Annotated in this window: 19 protein-coding genes, 1 tRNA gene, 2 pseudogenes and 1 CRISPR repeat array; of the genes and pseudogenes, 14 read left to right on the plus strand and 8 right to left on the minus strand. The window is 55.6% G+C overall.

All coding sequences use genetic code 11. From position 1 onward, the window contains the following. From cas4 to MUK72_RS19055, 4 genes are all read left to right on the plus strand, one after another. Nucleotides 1-624: a CRISPR-associated protein Cas4 gene (cas4, locus tag MUK72_RS19040; RefSeq protein ID WP_244706729.1), complete on the plus strand. Its 624-nt coding sequence runs from the start codon at nt 1-3 to the stop codon at nt 622-624. Continuing rightward, on the plus strand, nt 621-1,616 hold the full coding sequence (gene cas1, locus MUK72_RS19045; RefSeq protein ID WP_244706731.1) for a CRISPR-associated endonuclease Cas1: 996 nt from the start codon (nt 621-623) through the stop codon (nt 1,614-1,616). The genes cas4 and cas1 overlap by 4 nt, the downstream gene beginning before the upstream one ends. Beyond that, entirely contained in the window at nt 1,613-1,885 is a 273-nt protein-coding gene (gene cas2 / locus MUK72_RS19050) for a CRISPR-associated endonuclease Cas2 (RefSeq protein ID WP_244706733.1), read from the plus strand. Before cas1 ends, cas2 begins: the two co-directional genes overlap by 4 nt. A 126-nt stretch (nt 1,886-2,011) precedes the next feature. Beyond that, nucleotides 2,012-5,357: direct repeats of the CRISPR family, unit length 37 nt; unit sequence GTCGCAGGACGGTAGAAACCCAGCACGGGATTGAAAC. A 199-nt stretch (nt 5,358-5,556) separates the two neighbouring features. Next, nucleotides 5,557-6,615, plus strand: a complete 1,059-nt coding sequence (locus tag MUK72_RS19055; RefSeq protein ID WP_244706735.1) for a hypothetical protein — start codon at nt 5,557-5,559, stop codon at nt 6,613-6,615. A 23-nt stretch (nt 6,616-6,638) separates the two neighbouring features. Here MUK72_RS19055 and MUK72_RS19060 read toward each other — a convergent pair whose 3' ends face one another. Both MUK72_RS19060 and MUK72_RS19065 read right to left on the minus strand, forming a co-directional pair. Continuing rightward, on the minus strand, nt 6,639-7,616 hold the full coding sequence (locus MUK72_RS19060; protein ID WP_244706737.1) for an IS1595 family transposase: 978 nt from the start codon (nt 7,614-7,616) through the stop codon (nt 6,639-6,641). A 53-nt stretch (nt 7,617-7,669) separates the two neighbouring features. Further along, a pseudogene (locus tag MUK72_RS19065) lies at nt 7,670-8,080 on the minus strand (coiled-coil domain-containing protein); the annotation flags it as partial. Between the two features lie 139 nt (nt 8,081-8,219). On the opposite strand from MUK72_RS19065, the gene MUK72_RS19070 reads away from it, so the two are divergent. The 4 genes from MUK72_RS19070 (at nt 8,220) to MUK72_RS19085 (ending at nt 11,334) form a co-directional block, all read left to right on the plus strand. Next, nucleotides 8,220-8,879, plus strand: coding sequence for a hypothetical protein (locus MUK72_RS19070; RefSeq protein WP_244706741.1), 660 nt, complete (start codon nt 8,220-8,222; stop codon nt 8,877-8,879). Further along, the gene (locus tag MUK72_RS19075) at nt 8,863-10,227 is read left to right on the plus strand and encodes an ApeA N-terminal domain 1-containing protein (RefSeq protein WP_244706743.1); all 1,365 of its coding nucleotides are present in this window, start codon (nt 8,863-8,865) and stop codon (nt 10,225-10,227) included. The genes MUK72_RS19070 and MUK72_RS19075 overlap by 17 nt, the downstream gene beginning before the upstream one ends. Before the next feature lie 378 nt (nt 10,228-10,605). Continuing rightward, nucleotides 10,606-11,001 carry an OsmC family protein gene (locus MUK72_RS19080; protein ID WP_244706745.1) on the plus strand — a complete coding sequence of 132 codons (396 nt, stop codon included), beginning with the start codon at nt 10,606-10,608 and terminating at the stop codon, nt 10,999-11,001. 259 nt (nt 11,002-11,260) lie between these two features. Then, nucleotides 11,261-11,334: transfer RNA gene (locus MUK72_RS19085), tRNA-Met, on the plus strand. 12 nt (nt 11,335-11,346) lie between these two features. Here MUK72_RS19085 and MUK72_RS19090 read toward each other — a convergent pair. Next, nucleotides 11,347-11,925 (minus strand): methyltransferase family protein, encoded by a 579-nt coding sequence (locus MUK72_RS19090; protein ID WP_244706747.1) that lies wholly within the window; start codon nt 11,923-11,925, stop codon nt 11,347-11,349. A gap of 151 nt (nt 11,926-12,076) precedes the next feature. On the opposite strand from MUK72_RS19090, the gene MUK72_RS19095 reads away from it, so the two are divergent. Next, nucleotides 12,077-12,247: a hypothetical protein gene (locus tag MUK72_RS19095; RefSeq protein ID WP_244706749.1), complete on the plus strand. Its 171-nt coding sequence runs from the start codon at nt 12,077-12,079 to the stop codon at nt 12,245-12,247. 107 nt (nt 12,248-12,354) lie between these two features. Here the strand turns inward: MUK72_RS19095 and MUK72_RS19100 are convergent, their stop codons facing one another. Continuing rightward, nucleotides 12,355-13,323 (minus strand): IS1595 family transposase, encoded by a 969-nt coding sequence (locus MUK72_RS19100; RefSeq protein ID WP_244706751.1) that lies wholly within the window; start codon nt 13,321-13,323, stop codon nt 12,355-12,357. 381 nt (nt 13,324-13,704) lie between these two features. Here MUK72_RS19100 and MUK72_RS19105 point away from each other — a divergent pair, with 381 nt between their 5' ends. Next, on the plus strand, nt 13,705-14,922 hold the full coding sequence (locus MUK72_RS19105; RefSeq protein WP_244706753.1) for a Gfo/Idh/MocA family protein: 1,218 nt from the start codon (nt 13,705-13,707) through the stop codon (nt 14,920-14,922). Nucleotides 14,923-14,943: 21 nt separating this feature from the next. Here the strand turns inward: MUK72_RS19105 and MUK72_RS19110 are convergent, their stop codons facing one another. Together MUK72_RS19110 and MUK72_RS19115 are read right to left on the minus strand one after the other, a co-directional pair. Beyond that, a complete protein-coding gene (locus MUK72_RS19110) occupies nt 14,944-15,990 on the minus strand; it encodes a Gfo/Idh/MocA family protein (RefSeq protein ID WP_244706755.1) in 1,047 nt (348 codons plus the stop codon). A 125-nt stretch (nt 15,991-16,115) separates the two neighbouring features. After that, nucleotides 16,116-16,468 (minus strand): annotated as a pseudogene (locus MUK72_RS19115) (IS4 family transposase); the annotation flags it as partial. A 231-nt stretch (nt 16,469-16,699) separates the two neighbouring features. Here MUK72_RS19115 and MUK72_RS19120 point away from each other — a divergent pair. Genes MUK72_RS19120 through MUK72_RS19135 form a run of 4 tightly spaced genes read left to right on the plus strand, consistent with a single transcriptional unit; the run spans nt 16,700 to nt 21,660 of the window. After that, on the plus strand, nt 16,700-17,878 hold the full coding sequence (locus tag MUK72_RS19120; protein WP_244706758.1) for a BMP family lipoprotein: 1,179 nt from the start codon (nt 16,700-16,702) through the stop codon (nt 17,876-17,878). A gap of 13 nt (nt 17,879-17,891) precedes the next feature. Further along, complete coding sequence (locus MUK72_RS19125; RefSeq protein ID WP_244707203.1) at nt 17,892-19,490, plus strand: ABC transporter ATP-binding protein; 1,599 nt, start codon at nt 17,892-17,894, stop codon at nt 19,488-19,490. A 23-nt stretch (nt 19,491-19,513) separates the two neighbouring features. Beyond that, a complete protein-coding gene (locus MUK72_RS19130) occupies nt 19,514-20,614 on the plus strand; it encodes an ABC transporter permease (RefSeq protein WP_244707205.1) in 1,101 nt (366 codons plus the stop codon). Beyond that, entirely contained in the window at nt 20,611-21,660 is a 1,050-nt protein-coding gene (locus MUK72_RS19135; protein WP_244706760.1) for an ABC transporter permease, read from the plus strand. The genes MUK72_RS19130 and MUK72_RS19135 overlap by 4 nt, the downstream gene beginning before the upstream one ends. Nucleotides 21,661-21,932: 272 nt before the next feature. Here the strand turns inward: MUK72_RS19135 and MUK72_RS19140 are convergent, their stop codons facing one another. Together MUK72_RS19140 and MUK72_RS19145 are read right to left on the minus strand one after the other, a co-directional pair. Continuing rightward, nucleotides 21,933-22,406, minus strand: a complete 474-nt coding sequence (locus MUK72_RS19140; protein WP_244706762.1) for a PIN domain-containing protein — start codon at nt 22,404-22,406, stop codon at nt 21,933-21,935. Continuing rightward, nucleotides 22,403-22,879: a helix-turn-helix domain-containing protein gene (locus MUK72_RS19145; RefSeq protein WP_244706764.1), complete on the minus strand. Its 477-nt coding sequence runs from the start codon at nt 22,877-22,879 to the stop codon at nt 22,403-22,405. The genes MUK72_RS19140 and MUK72_RS19145 overlap by 4 nt, the downstream gene beginning before the upstream one ends. Between the last annotated feature and the right edge of the window lie 44 nt (nt 22,880-22,923).

Here is a 22,923-nt window from a genome sequence, read left to right on the forward strand (position 1 = left end):
ATGACGGGTTCAAGCTTCAAGGACGAACTGGTCTACGTGAGCGCGTTGAACGAGTTCGTCTACTGTCCCCGACGGTACTACTACCAGCGGTACTACGACGAGATCGGCGAACCCTACGAACTCGTCGACGGCCGATCGAAGCATGAACACGCATCCCGTCGCGGGAACTGGGTGACAGAGCGATACTTTCGCTCCGACGACCTTGGGATGCACGGGAAGATCGACCTCGTCGATACCGAGGACGGGACACCGACCCCGGTCGAACGGAAGCGTTCCGAGAGCGGGTCGTACTACCCAAGCGACGAAGTCCAACTCGCCGGCTACTGTATGCTGCTCGAAGACGCGATCGACGAACCCGTGAATGTGGGATATATCTACCTCTACTCGACTGATACGCGTCACTCGGTCCGGATTACGCAAGATCACCGCGAGACCGTTCGAAAGATACGACAACGCATCCGGTCAATGTCAGTCGGTTCGGTTCCGCCGCTGACGCAGAACCAGTCGAAGTGCGAGGCGTGTTCAGCGAAGACGTACTGTATGCCCGGCGAAACGGCGCTCCTCTCGCCGTCCGATGCTGAAGGAACCGGATGGGAGGGAACAACACCGGGTGATTTAGCGTGAAAGAAAGCCAGGGGATGTTCGATGATTCGGTCGTCTACGTTACGACGCAGGGTTCGCAGGTACGTATTGACGGTGGGCAAGTCGTCATCTACGACGTGGATGGCGACGACGGTGAACTCGGATCGTTCCCCGTTGAGAAGCTCGATACGATCAACGTCTTCGGTGGGGTTAATTTTTCGACGCCGTTCGTCGCGACGGCGAACGAGCACGGAATCGTGTTCAACTACTTCACGCAGAACGGGAAGTATCGGGGGAGCTTCGTTCCGGAGCGTAACACGATCGCCGAAGTCCGCCGGGCGCAGTACGCGCTCGATGAACCCGACGAACTGGCAATCGCGAAGGCGATGATCGCGGCGAAGGTCCGGAACGCGCGGACGATCCTCTCGCGGAAGGGCGTCCGAGGGACGACCGTCCTCAAGGACCTCGGTGAACGCGTTTCGACCGCGTCGAACAAGGACGATCTCCGCGGGATAGAGGGCGAGGCTGCAGAGCGCTACTTCGACCGACTCGACGAGACGCTCGTCGACGACTGGACGTTCGAAACGCGCAGCAAACGACCGCCCGAAGACCACATCAACTCGCTGCTGTCGCTGACCTACGTCATGATGAAAAACGAGGTGTTGAGCGCGTTGCGCTGCTACAACCTCGACCCTTTCCTGGGCGTGCTCCATGCCGATCGGCACGGACGACCGTCGCTCGCGCTCGACCTCCAAGAAGAGTTCCGGCCGCTGTTCTGTGATGCGTTCGTCACACGCCTGGTAAACCGAGGGACGATAACGCACGATCAGTTCGGAAACGACAACCGACTCACCGACGACGGCTTCCAAGCGTACTTGGACAAATTCGACGACTACATGAGCGAAGAATTGACACACCCGCACTTCGAGTACCGCGTGAGTCGCCGAAAGGCGATCCGACAGCAGGTGATCCTCCTGCGGAAAGTGATCACGGATGAACTCGATGACTACCACGCGCTGGAGGTGTTGCGATGAGACTCGCAGTGACGTACGACGTCAGCGACGACACGAATCGTCGGCACGTCTATCGAACGCTGGAACGATACGGGGCGTGGCGACAGTACAGCGTCTTCGAACTCGACGTATCGAAGAGCGAGCGAGTCGAACTCGAAGACGAACTCGAAGGACACATCGAACCGGCGGACGGAGATCGAGTCCGACTGTATCGGCTCTGCGAAGCCTGCCAAGAAGCGACGACCGATCTTGGAACCGAACCACCGGACGAGCAATCGAACGTCATCTGACGTCGACCTTCGTCGACCTTCGTCGACCTTTTTCAAAGCCGTGTACAGCAGGGGTCCACGAGAGCGGGCCGGGCCGTTGTTGGTAGAGCAAGGTTTATAGCCCGGCTCAAGCAAATTACACCCCCTGTCGCAGGACGGTAGAAACCCAGCACGGGATTGAAACATGGTGGTGTTGCTCTCAACGTCCGCGGACTGACGAAGGTCGCAGGACGGTAGAAACCCAGCACGGGATTGAAACATTACCAGGGCTTCGCGGTTGGTTCCGAGTTCGGCACGTCGCAGGACGGTAGAAACCCAGCACGGGATTGAAACCGGGTTGCCAGATGCTCGGGAACTGGTTGTCCTGCGGGTCGCAGGACGGTAGAAACCCAGCACGGGATTGAAACACGGCCGCGCAGTGGACTGTCGACACCGACGCCACGGTCGCAGGACGGTAGAAACCCAGCACGGGATTGAAACATGTTGGTCGCCAGCACGTCGACGAAAGCGTGTATGGTCGCAGGACGGTAGAAACCCAGCACGGGATTGAAACCTCATCGTTCCTCCCGCTGCTCGCGATCGGCGGCACGGTCGCAGGACGGTAGAAACCCAGCACGGGATTGAAACAGGTCGCGGGCGGCTGCTCCTGGCCCTGCTGATAAGTCGCAGGACGGTAGAAACCCAGCACGGGATTGAAACGACGTTATTAACGAGTTGGTACGTTCCATCTTCCGGGTCGCAGGACGGTAGAAACCCAGCACGGGATTGAAACGTAGCCAGGCCTTGAGGACGTCGATCGCTCTCGCTGCGGTCGCAGGACGGTAGAAACCCAGCACGGGATTGAAACTTCATGACGCTGGCTTTGAGGCCGCCACCGCCACCGTCGCAGGACGGTAGAAACCCAGCACGGGATTGAAACACCGTCAACACGAGCGAGAGGGCAAAGGCCACGCCGTCGCAGGACGGTAGAAACCCAGCACGGGATTGAAACTTCGGCGTGGTTGCGCGCCGTCTCATGGGCGCTTCGCGTCGCAGGACGGTAGAAACCCAGCACGGGATTGAAACTCGTCAAATCGTTCGTCCTTGCCGAAGCCTGGAGCAGTCGCAGGACGGTAGAAACCCAGCACGGGATTGAAACGGCTCGGGATGGCCCGTGCCGCCGTGTGAGCACTGGTCGGTCGCAGGACGGTAGAAACCCAGCACGGGATTGAAACAGGTCTTGAACCTCCTGCTGGATGTCATCCACTTCAGTCGCAGGACGGTAGAAACCCAGCACGGGATTGAAACTATTCAACGTCATCCTTGATGATCGCCTTGACAGGTCGCAGGACGGTAGAAACCCAGCACGGGATTGAAACGTCCGGAAAACCCGCGTGTACTCGGAGGTATAGGAGTCGCAGGACGGTAGAAACCCAGCACGGGATTGAAACAGGTTGACGTCGTCATCGTCGCAGTAGGGGCAGTTAGTCGCAGGACGGTAGAAACCCAGCACGGGATTGAAACAAACGACTAACGGTGGACTTCGACGAGGACTTCTAGTCGCAGGACGGTAGAAACCCAGCACGGGATTGAAACACGTGGGAGTGTGCGCGCTACAACATCTACGAGGTCGCAGGACGGTAGAAACCCAGCACGGGATTGAAACGCCCACGACGGCACGAGCGTCGGGGCGATCGCCAGTCGCAGGACGGTAGAAACCCAGCACGGGATTGAAACTGAACGCCGGGCCCGTTCCGACGGTACGGCTTGACCGTCGCAGGACGGTAGAAACCCAGCACGGGATTGAAACCATCTGTCGCTAAAAGACGGAGAATTTGTGTCTGCGGGTCGCAGGACGGTAGAAACCCAGCACGGGATTGAAACAGGACGACTATTGGGGACCGCGAATGAGCCGCGTCGTCGCAGGACGGTAGAAACCCAGCACGGGATTGAAACAGTCTGTGAATACGGACATGGTAGTATTTACCATGTCGCAGGACGGTAGAAACCCAGCACGGGATTGAAACCGGATGAAATCGGGTGTTCAGAACCCACAATCCGGTCGCAGGACGGTAGAAACCCAGCACGGGATTGAAACCTGACCACAGTTACGACGGCCTCGTTGTCCAGGTCGCAGGACGGTAGAAACCCAGCACGGGATTGAAACGGTGTCCTCCTCGATGTGACCCATGTGCCGCTTCGTCGCAGGACGGTAGAAACCCAGCACGGGATTGAAACTCTGTCTCGATGCGAATGGTCCGCATATTGAGATTGTCGCAGGACGGTAGAAACCCAGCACGGGATTGAAACGCCATCGGTCCAATCGGTTGGGTCATCATGGGTATCGGTCGCAGGACGGTAGAAACCCAGCACGGGATTGAAACAAGGCTCTTGAAGCACAGTTGTGGCGCGACGAAGAGGTCGCAGGACGGTAGAAACCCAGCACGGGATTGAAACGTAGTAATGCTGGTTTTGTTTGTCCCCCAGCGCTATAGTCGCAGGACGGTAGAAACCCAGCACGGGATTGAAACAGTAGATCACTACTTTCCCACACTCGATACAGACGCGTCGCAGGACGGTAGAAACCCAGCACGGGATTGAAACACGAGAGCGCCGCCCGCGGGTTCGACAACGTCGGGTCGCAGGACGGTAGAAACCCAGCACGGGATTGAAACACTACGAGGGCGAGTTCGTCGTCGAGTACGGCGACGGTCGCAGGACGGTAGAAACCCAGCACGGGATTGAAACACTACGAGGGCGAGTTCGTCGTCGAGTACGGCGACGGTCGCAGGACGGTAGAAACCCAGCACGGGATTGAAACAGCTTGACCGTCGAGTTGCCGCTGCCGGACCACGTCGTCGCAGGACGGTAGAAACCCAGCACGGGATTGAAACACTCGGAAGTGCGTGATACTGATACCGCTCTCGCTCACCTGTTCGTAGTCGTATTCGACGATCGAGTGACTCGTCGCAGGACGGTAGAAACCCAGCACGGGATTGAAACGGAGTGCCGCGTGCGACTCGTGCAACCGCCGCTTGAGGTCGCAGGACGGTAGAAACCCAGCACGGGATTGAAACCTCCGTATGGCCCCCATCGACGGCCGGGACCGAGACGTCGCAGGACGGTAGAAACCCAGCACGGGATTGAAACATCTCGAAAGCGAGTTGGACGCCGGCGACCACGACGGTCGCAGGACGGTAGAAACCCAGCACGGGATTGAAACGGCTGAACGAGTCCACGAGAGTCGTCTCACACCGCGGTCGCAGGACGGTAGAAACCCAGCACGGGATTGAAACATCGCCACGTTGTGTTCGCGGGCTGACTCGCCGACGGTCGCAGGACGGTAGAAACCCAGCACGGGATTGAAACTCGGAATCGGGGTGAATCGAATGTTGAAGTCAGGCTGTCGCAGGACGGTAGAAACCCAGCACGGGATTGAAACACCGTCCGGCACGCCAACGTGGAAGTGCCATTCGGGTCGCAGGACGGTAGAAACCCAGCACGGGATTGAAACAAGATGAAGATTGTCGATCACACGATCGTCGGAATTTGTGGGAGAGGGGACGTTTGCCGAGGGATTTTAGCAAGGTTTTCATAGAGTCACTGCCGTTCAAGCAAAGAATCAGGTGCTCAGACGATCTCAGAGAGACAATTTTATACTTCACCCCTTGGTTATTGAACCCACTCAATGAGAATCGAATGTCGAATTAACGATGCACGCAACTGACGAACATTGGCTACCCGGCGAGTCGGTCATCGATTTGTCTAACCGTATGCAAGTCGAATATGGAACCGGAGTTGGCGAATCTTTCGGAGCGCTTGCTGATCCGCAACAGGATGATATTAGTGCGAATTTCCTTGAGAATTTTTCGATTGAAACGCTTTCGACCCATTGGGGTGATTTGGAGGCATGGAAAAGAGATGGCCATGTCGATAAAATGGGGCGTGAAGAATCGTTATTTTCATATATATTGGCTGACGCTGGTCCGCAACAAGATCCAAGAAATCTAAAGATCCGAGGAACAACTGCCTCCAAAGAGTGGGGTGGGGAAGCTTGCCGATTTGCGTGGGTATTGTATGGATTATCTCAATCAATTGCGCTCACTGCTGTAAGCGATGATTGTGAGGTGGCTGATGAATCTGTCTGCCTGTTTCGTGGTTTCCATGAGCGGTATGATATTCCACATGTTCTTGCAGCAGCTGTCGATGATCCGTCACGAAAATCGTTTACAGTCCCTGCGACAGTTCTCAATAATTATTCACCGAATGAAACAAACGCAGCTGAATACAGTCCTTTAGTCATTCAAAAAGAGGTTCATATGACCGATATTATTCTCACACCAGATTATTTCATCAAAGAATTCGATAGTAATGATGGAACATTATTCACAAATGATGGGGAATGCCGAGTTCTTGGAACTGTGACAACCAATTTTTCGGCGAATGAGATTTCGGTTGTCCACAAAGATGGGGCTGGTGGAGTTATTCAGAACCGGTCGTCTCTTGAAGAATTTTTTGATCCGATTCCACGCTCCAATAACTGGGGTTTCGAGGTATTCACTAAGATGTTGGAATCTGCTGGTGAACGAATTAAAGAATATTCGGTGGATGACTCGTTCCCCCGTGAACAGCTTCTTGTTACGACGCAGGAAGGAATTGAGCGGCTTGAAGCATGGTACGCAGATACTGAAACGGAGCTACAATCAAGAACTGATCCATCAGTTGCTGATGCGCTTTCACTCATCACTGACAGGCAAATCAATCTCGAATGACGTTATTGACGCTCTTGCCGAATCTAGTGAAACACGTTGAGGGCAAAGCAGTCAACGAGGCCGTGTAGCGGTGCTCCGACGAGGTTCAACGTCCGTACGAACCCGTAGGTTCGGACGGACTGCTCCAATCCTGGTTTGGAGAGACCGCGGAACTTCTCCAGCCACGTCTGGATCAGCGACCAGAGGCATTCGACTTGATTTATGTGGACGCCTTCGTCTGAGACGTACTTATCGTCGTGAACAACGGTTCGATGCTCGTGATTCATCTGCTGATACGCGGGAAGTTCGTCGGTCCAGATCTCTCCCAGCGGCTGGGAGAGATCGCCTGCTTCCTCTATCACTGGCCCGAAATTCTCGTCGTATTTTGATCCTTCTTCGGCTGAGATCACCCGAAGCACGTCGCGGCTCGCCGCGACGAGCGTGAGTTTGTCGCCCGGTGCTCCCTCCCAGCGTGATCGGCCCGGTTCCCCAGAACCGCCGCGGGAGAGACCGTCCCGCGGCGGCGATTGACCTTTGTAGCCCGAACACTTCGAACCGGTTTCATCGATCTGTGTTGGTCCCTCAACGGTGTGCTGGATGCGCTCCCAGACGAGGGGAAAGCCGCGTTCGAACGCGGCTTCCCCATCGCGGAGTTGTGTATGGATCGTGTCGTAGCAGGAATCGAATAATTGGGCGATCTGGTTGATGCTGAGCAAGGTATCAGCGTAGAGAATGAAGATGAGAAGGAGCTCACCGGGTGTAAGACCGGTGTTTGCGAACGGCGTGTTTCGGGTGTATATGAAGCTATAGCGGCAGTTACGACACCAGACTCGGGGACTGCCGTCCCGAGTCTGGAGAGCTGTTTCTCCATACTCGGGACAGGGAGCCTGCTCCCACGCACGCTTGCAGCGCCGCTCGACGATGGCGTCGAGCGGCTCGGGGCGGAACACTATTGCTTGGCGCTCAACAACTTCCTGGAGCATCCCGCCGAAAGCTGTCCGTTGGAGCACATCCACTAGCATACGGCGGGATGCTGTAGTTCCTACGCGACTGTTTCACCAGACTCGGCAAGAGCGACGCGGTCACAATCGGGGCAGTACGCCTCCCCGACCCGGACGGTCCTGTCCGGGTCGGGTGGTGGCCGGGTCGTTCCTTCGTGGCCGGGGTTGCGTCCGGGTCCGGACGAAGAGTCGCTGGCGGCGTCTACGTCGCCGCCAGCTTCGTCGTTATCCTCGTCTTGCTCCGACTCCTCATTCTGTGGCTGTTGTCCAGCACTGCCCTGCTTGCTGGACGGTGTGTGGGCGTTTTCGTACTTCTTGAGGCGATTTTCGAACTCTTCGATTCGCTCGTTCTGGGCAGCATTTTGCTGGCGAAGAAACGTGTTTTCAGCGAGGAGAGCGAGATCTCGTTGGGGAAGGATCGTCCGACCCACAGAACGGATCGCCGAGGTCGAACGACCCGACAATCCGTCAGGCCCGGAAAGCACGATTAGCGGCTGTTCGTCCTGCTCTTCCCTGAGAGCTACGATTTCTCCTTGGCTGTTCCGCTAAACAGATACTGTGACTTAATGTGAGAACAGAGGACTACACTTTTGATGATTGGCGTTCAAGATTCATATGACCACTATGAGTTCGGACGCTGGTAAACAGGTAGCGTATCTGCGTGAGAAGAGCCCCCGGATTCTATATAACGCAGCCCAGCGTTCCTGGTATGAGCGGCAGATCGAAACTCCTGTTGAGTTCCTGCAGGCTTGTATTGCGACTGAACTCGCAGATGTACTATCGGAGCAAGTGCTGCAGTTACTTGGTGAAGAGAACCTATATCCGGTTGCTGAACGGTTTTGTCGAGAGTTGCGCGACAATGAGATAACCCGAGTGATGAGACAGATGAACCAAGCGTCGAAAGAACGAACGCGCACAGCACAGATTGAAGCGGCTGCTCAGCAGCTCGTCCGTCAGCGACTTCTTCAGGTCAGATCCGTTGTGGAAGAGTACTATTGTGATATGGAAGGGTTGTTCTCGGAATTCGAAGAAGACGTTGCGGCGGGACTACGTGCAAAACGACATGCCAAGCACGCGAGTCGCTTTGAAGACACACAAATCCTTCGTGACCGATTTGCGGTGCGTGTTCCAGAATCTGCGGTAGATCTTCAGTCTGCAGTTGAGGCGTCTCAACAGGAAGGGACTTCCGCAGTAAGCACCCAATCTTACGAAGAAGTGACGTTCTCTGCTGCGAATAAGCGACATGGTCAATATGGGGATGAGCCAAATGCACGACCAGCGTGAAGTACGCGGTCATTGGTGGCGTCCCGGGCATAGATCTGATTCTGTTGGCGGTATTTTTTCCTATCAGCCGTCCAACGGTCTCGAGCTGGATTTGTTCGACTCACTTGATCAGCACGAAACGAACTCGTTCAAAGGCAATGAGGATACTTTAGAGACAGTAGAGCGGATTTACGGTATTACTCACGATGGTGATCCTGTGACACTTGTCAAGTGTTACAGAACCTTTGAGAGAGTTGTATATGGAACAGAGATTACGAATCCGGAGACGTTTGTGATTGAGACCGGACTGATCGGCGAACATTTTGACGGGGATATTCGGTTCAACACAGTACGATTACGATTGGAGGCGCTACACCGATGGTTCTCACGAAGTGGGCTAGACTTTGATTTTGAACCAGAAAAAGAAGAAAAATCCAGTGAGGACAAGCCAGAATCCGATCCTGTAGTGCCAGTAGTACGTGCTGAATATGCATATCCAGACTCTGAAACCATCGATGTCGGAGATATGACTCTACACTTCGATCCTGGGATCACGGTTGAAAGGGAGCGGTCGTCTGTCAATCTTGGAGAATACACGTCAATTGATATCGATTCGGGACATGAGAATGGGACAGTTTCACTACCAGAAGCACAAGCTATGTCGCGGAAAGTCAGATTGTTCATCGCTCTGGCGCTTCAAGAACCAGTTCAATCCCTGGAAATGACAGGATATTATCAATCAGATACTGGATCAGATAGCAGCAGTGTGGAGATACTAATGTCTGCAAACGCTGAGAGCACGACTTCGGACGACCAACATCCACAAGAGATACTCTTCTTGTTACCAGATATTGAGGACGAGTTTGAACGGATTTTACAGACGTGGTTGCAGACATTTGATGAGTTAGCTCCAATGTTCAATTTCTATTTCAAATCAATATATAACGACACAAATATATCAACAACATATCTTCTGCGACGAACAATGCTCGAAGCATATTACAATATTCGGATTAGTGAAAAGCAATTCTCAGGACTCAACAAACAAAAGCTGGATATGATATCATCACAGACTGAGGCAGAAACGATTGGGGCGCTAATGGGTGAAGAGACTGATTCTTCGTTTGAAGAGCAGTTGAATATGATACTCCAAAACCATTCGAAAGTAGTTGATCAACTCTCAGAACAACTTGTAGACCGCATCACCAGTTTTCCTACCACTAATGAATTACCATCTGATTGTAATCAGAACATCTCGTCTGTGCTGCAGAATCAGTCACAAAATCTTGGCATGATTTGTACCATCGTTATTTTGTCTGAAACCGGTTTTTCACCACGTAAAATCAGCACATTTGTGGAGCTATCTTAACCGACTAATAGGGTGGCTGGGACGATTACAAGGGCCTCGAACCGTACTCGAACAAGCCGAGTCCTGAGGCTATCGTCAAGAAGTTCGAGACGGCCGGTTTCACGTGAGCACGACATCCCGGAATCCGATACATCACCCATCGGAGCAACTAGTGTACTGTCAGCTGTGAGTTGAAAGACTCATCTTGTCTTGGATAGTAGGCTGGTGGTAATGACCCATCGACGTATCCAATCAAGTTGACCGAGGAAGAGCGCGATACACTGAACGGCATTACATCTCACGGCGTCTACCGGGCGCAGAAAATTACTCGCGCACGTATCCTTCTCCAAGCCGACAGAACCAACTCCTACGGAGCTACTTCCCGTTGTTACACACGCAATGATCGACAGTACGACGACTTCGATGGAAGGGTATCGGACCGAGACTCATGTCGACGACCAGACGGTGACTATCGATGCAGGTAGTGAGGCGGGTCCGCGCCCGACAGAGGCATTGGTTGCAAGTTACGCGTCCTGTTATACTGTAGCGCTTCGTATTGGTGCACAGCAACGGGAAGCGGGCGATCTCGGCCGTGTCGAGATTGATGCGGAGGCTGATCGAGACACTGACGATAACCTCGAAGCCATTCGGTTTGCAGTAGCCGTCGAAAGCGACCTCGATGACGAAATCCGGGGAGCAATCGTTGAACGTGCGAACGCTCTCTGTCATGTACACGACGCGCTCCGGGAGGGTCTCCACGCAGACGTCAGCATCCGCGGGAACGCCTCGTGGTAATCAAGCCGCAACAACCTCAGTTGCAGTCTTAACCACAGTGAACATCGGTGATGATGCGGGATTCAGCGGTGTTGCTGGATGTGACTGATCACTCGAACGAGTTGAGAAGAACCGGACCGATCCTCTCTCGTATCTTCACCTTGTCGCCAGAATCACTTAAAGGATCAGCGGCCACGCAGCGATGATCCGGAATGCCCCAGCTCACCAGATCACTGGGGAGTTTCGCTACTCTTACTGGCGTCCGAGACTGAGTGATGGTAGCGGGATGGGATAGCCAGACATTCCGGCGGGTTCATATCCCGCAGATCGGTGGTTCAAATCCACCTCCCGCTATCCGAATGCTTCTTACCACACGTAGGGGATCAAGCGGTAGGGTGTGCGGTCCAAAAAGCGCTGATATGGTTCGCCGAGCTCTTCGGACAGCGTGCGTTCCTCGATGCGAATACGGTAAACATACGCTATGACGAGCCCGCCAACGATCGCGACGATACTCACCCAATTACTCAGGACGAGACCAATACCGGTGTATTCGAGGAGACCACCAGTATAGGATGGATGGCGGACCCATCGATAGGGCCCTGTGTCGATAACCTGCTGATTTTGATGTATCTTGACGGTGGGCGTGAAGTACTCATCTAGCGTCTGTACTGCATATCGTCGGACGGCACCGCCAACGAGCAGGACAGCGATCCCGACAGCGAACATGATGTGCGAGTGCCACAGGATCGTCATCGAAGGAAGCAGATAGATGGCCGCAACACCGACAAGAATACCGCCGCCACCGGTAATGCCAATGACCCGTCTCGATCCCTTATCGTGTGCCTCAGCTGTCTCGGTGTCCTCACGGCGACGACGTCGTATCTCCCGCAGGATGTCCGGTCCCATCGCCACGGCGACCGCCGCGTAAAAGACGAAGAGGTACACCGGATCGCTGAGTAGGGGTTCCATATGCTGTTGTCTGCGACGGGATACCTGTTGAACCTTCGTCTAGACTTCATGTCGACGAGCGATTCCATCCACGACATCATTTTACTGCAGCGCGAAGGTTTACAGTCGTTCTACTGAAAGGTCTTGTATGGCTGGACTCATACAGCGAACTGCGACGGCAATCGACGACATGTGGCAGTCAATCTGGGGCGATGCCAGTCGTGGTGAGAAGATCATCATCGCAATTGTTCTCCTCGTCACTGGACTAGCGATCCCGGTGATTCCCATCGTCTGGATCGCACGTCTGATTGCGAACTGATCGGTAGAAGTCTGGTGTGTCGATTGTCTCGACAGCACTTTCTTTGGATCACTAGGGAGCTCTGTTGGGAACGAGAGCCGGGGCTTTCGGGAACGCTCTTGTGTAGATTAGCGGAATACGTTGACGGCGACGCAATCGACGAGGCTGTGGATGGGTGCTTGAACAAGATTCAGGGAGCGAAGAAGCCCGAAGGTGCGAGCGGCCTGCTCCAAGCCCTGCTTGGACAGGCCGCGGAATTTCGCCAGCCACGGTTGCACTAACGACCAGAGGCATTCGACCTGGTTCGTGTGGATACCTTCCTCTGAGACGTACTCATCATCATGGACAACGGTTCGATGCTCGTGTTCCATTTGCTGATACGCGGGAAGCTCGTCGGTCCAGATCTCTCCCAACGGCTGGGAGAGATCGCCTGCTTCCTCAATCACTGGCCCGAGGTTCTCGTCGTATTTCGACCCCTCTTCGGCTGAGATCACCTGGAGCACGTCGCGGCAGGCCGCGACGAGCGTCATCTCATCGCCCTGCTCTCCTGTCCATCGCGCCCGTCCGGGTCCAGGGGACCCGCCACGGGACAGTCCGTCCCGCGGTGGGTTCTGGCCTTTGAACCCCGAGCACACCCGCTGAGTTTCGTCCACCTGTGTCGGCCCAGCAATCGTGTGCTTGATGCGTTCCCAAACAGTCGGGAAACCGCGAGCGAACGCGGTTTCCACGTCGCTAATTGCCTCGAAGACGGTTTTGTAGGCGCGGTCAAGCAGCGGTGCGATTTGGTTGATGCTGAGGAGGGAATCAGCGTAAAGGACGAAGGCGACGAGGAACTCGCCGGGGGCGAGTTCCGAGTCATAGAAGGGTGTGCCGCGGGTGTAGGTGGTTTTCCAGTCACAGCGGCCACACCAGATACGGGCCGAACCATCGAGAGCGTGGAGGGCGTCGGCGTCACAGTTCGGGCAGGTACGGGTGGTCCAGATGGCTTTGAGTCGCCGCTCGACGATGGCGTCGAGCGGCTCCGGCCGAAACTCTATTGCTCCGAGGTCAACGAGTTGCTCAAGCATTCCGCCGAGAGCAGCGCGTTCATTGGTCATGTACGACTGCTGTCGGCGGGATGCCGTAATCTCCGCGACTCGGTTCCGCTACGCTACACAAGAGCGTTCGGGAAAGTCTACCCGGGATTAGAGAGCTAAGGACGAGTAAATTGCAATTTCACTTGTTGAATTTGCTATTCGACAATCATCGGCTGTCCGCCATCAATGCTCTTAGGCGCGTTATTTCGGAACGTGCCGAGTGGCGCTACTCAGTCAGTTCTTGGAATTTTTGATGGCTGCCGTGTATTCGACCTCGTCGGGCATACCGCCGCTCGATCCGACTGCCCGACGATCACCGTCAGTTGCTCATCTGTGATTCGGGGAAATTTCACGACACTTATCAAACACCGGACCTATACACCGTGCATCCGTGATGGAGACATGAGCGACCGAGAGTTCGGTGTCGGGTTCGTCGGGGCAGGATTCATTGCTTCCACGATGCATCTACCGAGTTTTGAATACGTCCCTGATGCGAACATTACGGGAATTCTCAATCCCACCAGATCCAAAGCCGAAGCATTCGCTGCAGAGTGTCGGGCAACCGGAGCCGGTGACCCAGCGGTATACGACGAAGGCCAGCTTGTAGACTTGGTCCACGACCAGAACGTCGATGGAATTTGGGTCACGAGCCCGAACTACACCCGACTCGAAACCATTGAGACTGTCGTCGAGGCTGTCAAGGATGGCGCACGGCTCGATGGTATTGCGCTCGAAAAGCCAGTCGCGCGTACACTGGCCGAATCCGAAGAGGTCGCCACACTTGTTCGGGAGGTCGAAATTCCGACGGCTTATCTCGAAAACTACGTTCACGACCCAGAAATTGCTGGAATGAAGGAGCGGCTCTGGGAGCGTGGACGGCCGGCGGGACGGCCGTACATAGCCCGTTCACAGGCCGAACACGCGGGTCCACACGCGGCGTGGTTCTGGGATGGAAGACGCCAGGGAGGTGGAGCACTGACGGATATGCTGTGTCATGCGCTCGCCGGCAACGAATTCATCCTCACCGATCCCGAAGCGGACGGAACGGATCTCACCCCAGTTTCGATATCGGCGGACGTGGAGACTCTGAAATGGGATCAGCCAGAGTACGCCGAACAGCTCCGCGAGGAGTATAACATCGATTACGAAACAGCACCCACCGACGATTACGCACGAGTGACTGTGACCTACGAAACTGACGAAGGACGGCGAGTAGTTTCGGAGGCGACTGGGTCGTGGTGTTTCGTCGGCTCGGGGGTTCGTCGTCGGATAGAACTCCTTGGTCCTGAGTACTCAGGGCAGGTCGTCACCGACGAGACGGCTTCGAGCGTCTTCTTCTCGGATGAACTCGATGAAGGTGAGGGCTGGGCGGAGAAACAGACCGCGACCAGCGGTCGGATGCCGGTTGCGGGCGAGTTAGTCGACGGTGCCATGCTCGCCGAAAATCACGACGCGGTCGAGGCGTTCCGTCGCGGCGAGAATGGATTTCTCGATATTGAGGACGGTCTCGCCGTGATGGAACTGTGTATGGCCGGGTACAGAGCGGCGGAGACGGGTGCGGCCGTCGACCCACGAGTCGTCGACCTTTCCGGTTACGTCCCTCCGAGCGCGAGGGAGTGATTCGTCGAAGGGCGTGGAGAGCTATCGGCGCTCGCCGACCAGTTCTGTTTCTACGCCCGCCGCGGCGGCACTCTGTTGTGCCGTTTCGATGATCCGTTGGGCCTTTCGGCACAATTTCGGGTCGGTGGGTCCGACAAACGGCTCGTCGTTTTCGAGACAGTGGATGAGATACTGAACGAGATTTGTGTGTGGCGCTTCAAGTGGGTCGGGTTCGACGGCGTAGCCATCTGGGACGTCGGCCGTCTGGACGCGAATCGGGACATCGTGCTGCCGGGTCGTGATTGCTCCCTTCGTGCCGACGATGTCGTAGCCCTTCGCCGGTATTGGGTCGTGCTCCCAGGGATGTGTCGACGTACGGAGTGAGGTCTGAAGCGTCGAGAGACCGGTCTCATATCGACAGACGCTCGCGCTCTGGAGGTCGACGCTATCACCGACTGGAGGGTGGGTATGTGCCGAGACGGTGTTCGGCAGCTCGCCATCACGAAACCACGTGGTGAACGTGGCCCCATAGCCGAGATAGTCGAGCAGCGACCCACCGCCGCTCTCGGGGTCGTAAAACCAGCTGTCGTCGGGTGGAGCGCCCGCGTTGCCTCCGTAGTACTGGATTTCGATCACATCACCGATGGTCCCCGTAGCGAGGAGTTCTCGGAGTTCGTTGTGGACTGGTGACCACGCCACTGGCCAGTTGACCGCAAGCCGTCCCGCCGATTCGGCGTCGGCATCAAGCATTCGGTCGGCGTCCGCCAGCGACTGTGCGAAGGGTTTCTCGATGGCGACGTGGATGCCGTGGGCGAGGACACGCTCGACGAACGCCGGATGTGCCGAATTCATCGGCCCACCGATGACGATGTTTGGTTCGACCTCCCGAAGACACACTTCGAGGTCGTCGTATTGCTGGCCCGAGGGTACCTCGCAGTCAGTGGCGGATTCTTCGAGCGATCCGGTGGACGTTTCAGGATGCTCGTCACAGAGTCCGACCACTTTCACGTCGGGATGGTCAGCCGCCCATGCGACGTTGGTGTTCATGTGCATCTGGTCGAAGTTCGCGCCGACGACGCGCCAGGTCATACCGAATCTGGTCTCCAGTGCGACATAACTCATCGCATCCACCGAGAAATCACTTGTCCCAGTTCAGTCCAGTAAACGAGTGCTCTTTCTGAACCACTTTTCGATCATTCTTATCAGTGCTTGGTATCGCGCTTGAGACGGCTCACGAAGTAGCCGCCGTTCTCGTCGATCAGAGCGAAGCGACGGAACTTGAAATGCGCCAAATCGAGGAGTAGCAACCGTCCTTCCAGCCACGATCCCGTCTTGAACTCGGTGCTGTCATGAGGACGTTCACCAGGCGAGAGCGTCTTGTCGGCAGTAGCGTTGTAGGCACGATGGAAGGCGGCGAGTGTTCGGCTCTCGCCTGCGGCGAAGCCGAACACGAGCGCCTAGACCATCGCTGGAATCTAGAACTTGCCGTCGCGTTCGACCACGCCGACTGCCTCGGCGTGGTCTTCAAGCGCAGTCGATGGAAAGAGCGTGTGAGCCGGCGTTCAATTCGATTTGAAGAGGGTTCTGGAGTCACACCGAACTCCTCCTCATTCCGTTCATGAACCGACTTCGCTTCCAGCCGCAGTCATGCGATTCCGCTCTTAGTTAAAGACGAATGTACCTAGCTCATTCCCCTTTGTGGAGCGGATTTAGGAACGCGTTGGAAACATCGACTGACACCGTCATCGATATTTATTCTATAGATTAAACCTAAAGTTGATTTTTATAATGATATAAAATGAACAGGGACATTAAAATACCCTGTGTGATAATACTCATATCGGAAATCATGGACCGAAGGAGATATCTCAAGGGTGTTGTTTTGGGCGCTGGCACGGCTGGACTCAGCGGTTGCCTTGGTGGCAACGACAGTACTAGTAACAGTAGTGGTGGAAACGGTAGTGGCAGTGGGGGCAGTGGTGGAAATGGTAGTAGTGGGGGTAGTGGTGGTGGCGCGACCCAGATAGCGATTATTTCAAGTCCAGCGGGATTCGGCGACAATGCATTCAACGACAACGCCCTGATGGGCCTCAAGGATGCGAGTGACAACTACAACATCAAAGTCAATCAGGTCGAAGAAACTGATCCATCGAACTACGAGTCGGTTCAGGCGAACCTCGCTCAGGAGGGTAGCTACGGAGTTATCGTTCTGGTGGCCTCCGAGCACTTGAACGCTCTCGAACAGAACGCCTCGGACTATCCGGATCAGAACTGGATGCTAATCAACGACTACGTCGACCAGCCGAACGTCTCGGGATGGATCGCAGCCAACAACCAGATGTCGTTTCTTGCGGGCGTTCTTGCCGGTACGATGACTACCGAACAGCTCGACCACAAGGGTGGTTCTACCACGCCAAACACCGCTCAGGTCGGATTTGTCGGCGGACAGGACACCAACTTTATCAACACCTACGAGCGCTCGTATGCCGAGGGCGCACAGTGGGTCAACGAAAACGTGAAGGTGAACGCGGGCTACGCCGGGAGCTTCTCGGACGCGAGCGCGGCTGCAAATATCGCCAATTCACAGTACGATAACGGTGCGGACATCATCTATCATGCCGCATCGGCTGCCGGTACGGGTGTATTCTCCGCCGCACAGAACAAAGGTCGTTTCGCGGTCGGCGTTGACGTCGATCAATCACAGACTCAACCGGATTACAAGGACGTGATTATCGGATCTGGCGTAAAGCATCTCAACGAGTCCACTCAAACGGTTGCCGAGGCGGCCGCACAGGGCAAGTTCAAAAGCGTCACTGGACAAAATCGGCTCACGATAGACAACAAAGGTGTCGACGTGGTGATCGGAAAGGCGTTCAAAAACAACCTCCCGGACGTCATCAGCAAGAAAATCGACCAGGCGAAAAAAGGTCTCTCGAACGGCGATATCGAACTCTCATGTGGACCGACAGGGTGTTGAACACGCTCGGCACATGCTCATCGATGCCGCTCACGATGGGGGAGGCGGGCTTGTGAGTGATTCACCACCCGCAGTTCGGCTTGATGAGATCACCAAACGATTCGGTGACGTCGTTGCGAACGACGCAGTGGATTTCACCCTCGAAAGCGGAAACATCCACGCACTGCTAGGCGAGAATGGTTCGGGCAAGACCACGTTGATGAGCGTTCTCTACGGGCTGTATTCCCCTGACGAGGGTACGATATCGATCGATGGCGAACGACGGACGTTCGACTCACCACGCGAAGCGATGGACGCTGGAGTTGGTATGATTCACCAACACTTTCAGCTCGTCGAGCCGATGACGGTGCTTCAGAACGTCGTGCTCGGAAACGAACCTACGTCGCGCGGTCTCGTCGATGGTGCAGAAGCGAGGCGAGAAATAAGTCAGATCTGTGACCGCTATGGCTTCGAAATCGATAATCAATTCGAAACGCCCGTCCGCAAACTTGACCTCGGTACTCAGCAACGAACCGAGATCGTCAAAAGTCTGTATCGAGGCGCGCAGATCCTCATATTCGACGAACCGACGGCCGTGTTGACACCTCAGGAGGTCACAGAACTGATCGATGTAATGGAGGATCTTGCCGAACGAGGGCGCTCGATAGTCTTCATTACGCACAAACTCAGTGAGGCGCTTACTGCCGCCGATCGGATTACCGTACTACGGGACGGAGCCGCAATCGATAGCGTTCGCGCCGCCGAAGCCACAGAGCAAGCACTTGCACGGATGATGGTCGGCCGCGAAGTCTCGACCGAGCGGCCGGCCCGCGAGCGCGTTCCAGGCGACCTACTGCTTGAAGTCGACGGTCTAACTGTTCGGGGTGAACGAGGGCTTGAGCGCGTCTCCGGTATCAATTTAACCGTCAGAGAGGGGGAGATTCTCGGCATCGCAGGCGTCCAAGGTAACGGACAGAACGAACTCGTCGAGGCTATCACGGGTCTCCGCACACCGGAGGCTGGGAGCGTCAGCCTCAGTGGGACTGATATCACGAAAATGAATCGGAGAGAGCGAATCGAGGCTGGTATCGCCTACATTCCGGAAGACCGTCAAACGGAGGGGCTCGTTCAAGACTACGACCTCGTTCACAACGCACTACTAGGCAATCAGACGATTGACCCCTACTCGGACGCGGGATTCGTCGACTGGCAGCGCACCCGTGAGCACGCGACGGATATCACCGAGAGATTCGACGTCCGGCCACGGGACACGACATCTACGGCATCGTCGTTATCGGGTGGAAACCAACAGAAGTTCATCGTGGGCCGTGAAATCGCACATGACCCTGACGTCATCGTTGCCTCACACCCAACTCGCGGTGTCGATATCGGCTCGATAGAGTTTATCCACGACCGACTGATCGAACTCCGTGAGGACGGCGTCGCCGTGTTGTTGGTCTCTTCGAAACTTGATGAAATCCAACGACTCGCCGACCGAATCGCGGTCATGTACGAGGGACGATTCATCGATACGGTCGATCCGGAAACGGTGACCGAAGAGGAGATCGGACTGTTGATGGCTGGTCACGACTCGACGGAAGCAATCGAATCTTCCGGGGAGATGCGCCAGTGAGCACTGAAACCGGGATTCGGGAGATGGTAGAGCGCATTGCGAATCGGCTGTTGGCCGCGACGGTCCTCGAACGAATCGGTATCGCAGTGGCCTCGACGGCTTCTGCACTGATCGTCGGGGTGTTCGTCGCGGCGGTAACTGGTTACGATCCGGTCGCACTCGGTGGACAGTTGTTTGTCGGCTCGTTCGGCAGCGAAGGGGCGATCCTTCGCACGCTCCGATTCACGACGATCTACATCCTCACCGGCGTCGCGGTCGCAGTCGCGTTCCGAGCCGGTGTGTTCAATATCGGCGTCCAAGGCCAGTTCATCGTCGGTGGATTCGCCTGTGTCGCGACCATCCTCGTGCTCGCTCCCGCTTTTCCTGAAGGAACCCTTGGCGGGACTGCATTGGTAGTCATTGGGACACTCGCTGCAGTCGTCGCTGGCGGGTTGTACGCCGCACTCCCTGGTGTGCTGAAAGCCTACGGTGGCGCAAACGAGATTATCACGACGATTATGCTCAACTTCATCGCCACCGGTGCGGTGGGATGGCTCGTTCAGGGTCCCTTTCGTGCTGCGGATTCGTCAGCACCAAACACTGAACGTCTTCCGGAAACGGCTGTACTCCCTCAGATCCTCTTCGACGATCCGGACTTTTCGATCATTGGTCTCATTCTCACGCTCGTGATCGTCGTCGCCGTTGCAGTCCTTGTCTCTCGGACGATTTTTGGCTACGACATGGTGACGAGCGGACATCAGACTACTGCAGCGACCTATGCCGGTGTCGATGCCAAACACATGATCGTCTCGACAATGACGGTCTCAGGGTTCATCGCCGGGTTTGCGGGCGCTATCTTCGCGATCATGGTCCAGGGCTACTACACCGACCCAGCTGGCATCGGGAACTATGGCTTTGATGCAATCGCAGTGAGCCTGCTCGCGGCCAATAACCCGCTCGGAGTGATCCCCGCGGGGCTGTTGTTCGGTGGACTCGAATCGGCCGGGTCATACATCCAGATCAGTAGTGAGGTTCCGATCCAACTGATCGACGGCATCATCGGTCTCGTTGTGTTATTCGTAGCCGTGCCCGAACTGTTTCGGATGGCAGCAAAACATACCCGCCTCGGTGGTGAAAATCGATGAACCGCGAGGTTACCACGCGACGAATCGTCGTTGGTGCCCTTGTCATCGTGGCTGTGGCCGGTCTGTGGCTGCTCTTGACGAACCTATTCGACGTACCGTTGGATGGGATCTTCACGATCGGCTTCGTCGGTCGCCTTCTTCAAGCCGCAACACCGATCGCGCTCGCGGCGATCGGCGGTCTCTTCGCCGAGAAGAGCGGAGTGTTCAACATCGGCCTCGAAGGGTTCATGATTATCGGAGCGATTACAGCCGCGGTTATTACCTTTATCCTCGGCGGGTCAAGTGCCACACAGGGCGATCTCTGGATAGCGATGGCAGTTACCGTGGTGATATCGATAGTGCTCGCTGCGGTTTTCGCAGTGTTACTGATTCGGTATCGGGCAAACCAGATCGTCGCGGGACTCGCGGTCTGGTTCATTGGCCTTGGATTTGCACCGTTCACCGCGAACCTCCTCTGGGGAAGCGTCAACAGTCCCGGTCTCGTGAGAATAAACGCGATTCGGGCACCGTATCTCACAGAGATGCCAATTCTCGGACCGACGCTGTTCGCTCAGTCACCGCTCGTGTTGCTCACCATCCTCATCGTCATCGTGAGTTGGGTCGTGCTTTACCGTACGCGGTACGGCTACTGGATCCAAGCTGCAGGTGAAAACCCCGAAGCACTCGATACAGCAGGTATCGACGTGAATCACGTCAGGTACGCCGCCGTGATCTGCTCGGGTGCGCTCGCGGGGTTCGGTGGTGCAGTTTTACTTGCGAATGCAGGCACTTTTGTCGGTACTGGCGACACGATGGTCAACGGACGGGGGTGGATTGGCATTGTCGCATATCTGTTCGGCAACTACAATCCGCTCGGAGCGGGTGCAGCAGCGCTCCTGTTTGGCGCGCTGGATATGCTTCAGGTTCAATTCCAAGCCGTTGGTATCGACGCCCCGAATCGACTCATCGGTCTCTTTCCCTACGTCGTTGTGGTTGCCGTTCTCACGGTTTGGGGACGGACTCAAGTTCCCTCTTCGGTCGGTGAACCCTACGAGAGCGAGGACTGATCACCATTCTGGGGACGAGTAACCGTGGTTCTGGGTCGTGGCATCGTGTTCGCTGTGGGAGAGGGCGAGGAGGTGGATAAATCTACGTGTCCTTACTTATCTAAGCATGAGTGAAACCGCATCGCTCTCCTGTAGTACAGCGGAACCGTGAGCCAACGAGAAAATCATCCTCTAAGTAGTCCGAATCCGCGACGTAGCGGTTGTCAGTCCACCCTAGAGCGCCTATTGTTAGTATGCTCTTCGTCCAGTCTACCAAAGAGCGTGGCCTGAACTCATAGCACGGTCAGAGGGTCGTTGAGGGTCACTTGATCAGCGATGCCCTGGCGTTCTGTGATTGCTTCGACTGTGTCGCGGAGTTTCCTATCAGCAGTTACCAGGGTGACAGTATCGTTCTGGGCAAGTTCACAGATGAGTGCGGGGATATACTGATCAGCTTTGACCTCGTGCTCCGGTAACGAGTCGTCGGTAATACGCCGTCGCGCTTCGTCAATCACGTCACTGTAAGCTTCATATTTTGGCTGACGAAGCACGAGATACCCCTCATCGATGAGTTCTTGGATTGCCTGAGCTGCGTTTCGATGATTTTGTGGAGCATTGTCGGCATCAAGAACGTCGTCGACGAGTTCCTGCTTGACCGACTGAGGGAGGAGGAGCTTCGTTCCCGCTTCGACGGCGGTGTGAACGCGTTCGGGAAACGCTCGTCCGTGCATGATGACGGCGTTCGCATCGAGAACGACAACACTCATCGGTCGAAAAGATCGAGCTCGGCGGCAAGGCGGAGGAAATCGGCATGTGCCATATCGAGGGTGGCGCTGGCTTCACGGTAGGTGAGATCGCCTGCCTCAACACGCTCCCAGATCTCGATGACCTCTTCGATGATTCCATCGTCGTATTCAGCGAGCATGTAGTCGACCGTTTCGGACTCGGCTGCGACAGCTGTGGAGATCGCATCCAACGAAAGACGAATGTCGAAATCAACAGGGGAGTAGACCGCAGGCTTGCCCTGCTCTCGGTGGAGCAATCCTGCTGTGGCGAGATCGCGGCAGTATTCGTGCGCAGTCGTATGAGGAAAGCCAAATTCATCTTTGAGATCGGCCACGGAGAACTGTCCGTGTTCGGCAGCATAGCCAAGAATCTCGAGTTTGCGGTCGTTGGCCAACTGTTCGACGACAGTGTGAAGCCGCTTCCGCGAGAGGGGAGTATCATCAGTGGTGCTCATACGATTTTCACGTATATACTTGTTTTCTGAATGACCTAAGGCTT

The organism is Halococcus dombrowskii (genome assembly GCF_022870485.1).
GTDB lineage: Archaea > Halobacteriota > Halobacteria > Halobacteriales > Halococcaceae > Halococcus > Halococcus morrhuae.